The 432-nt window shown below is 63.7% G+C and carries 1 protein-coding gene; it reads right to left on the bottom strand.

Going from position 1 to position 432, the window contains the following annotated elements:
* Window positions 1–293 (bottom strand): hypothetical protein (locus D7Y13_RS47490; RefSeq protein ID WP_208734665.1); only part of this gene is annotated, 293 nt, incomplete at its 3' end.
* Window positions 294–432: the final 139 nt, after the last annotated feature.

Here is a 432-nt window from a genome sequence, read left to right on the forward strand (position 1 = left end):
GGGTTGGACACGCTCGGCGGATCACTTGACGGGTGCGGCCCTGATGCGTCGGACCGTGTGGACCACACCGTCCCTATGACCAGCAGCGCGAATGCCAGCAGAACGACAAGGGTGGCCCAGGCGCGACGCTTCTTGATCACGGTCAAACGGTAGGCCGAAGCGCCGGTCCGGGGCAGCCCGTTCTCGGTAGAGCTTCCCGGGAGACTATAAGTCAAGTTATGGTCGATGCGACGCTCGGAGCGGCGAACGCATCCGGCATCATCGACCTCAACGTCGAGGAAGGGCAGTCGCATGAGAATCGGTATGGGCATCAACTACGCCGGAGATTTCAGCGAGACCATCAACAACCTGCTCGAGTTCGAGGCCGCCGGCCTCGACCGCGTGGCGGTCCCGGAGGCCTACAGCTACGACGCCGTGAGCCAGCTCGGGTAC

The sequence above is a fragment of the Corallococcus praedator genome (assembly GCF_003612125.1).
Taxonomy (GTDB): domain Bacteria; phylum Myxococcota; class Myxococcia; order Myxococcales; family Myxococcaceae; genus Corallococcus; species Corallococcus praedator.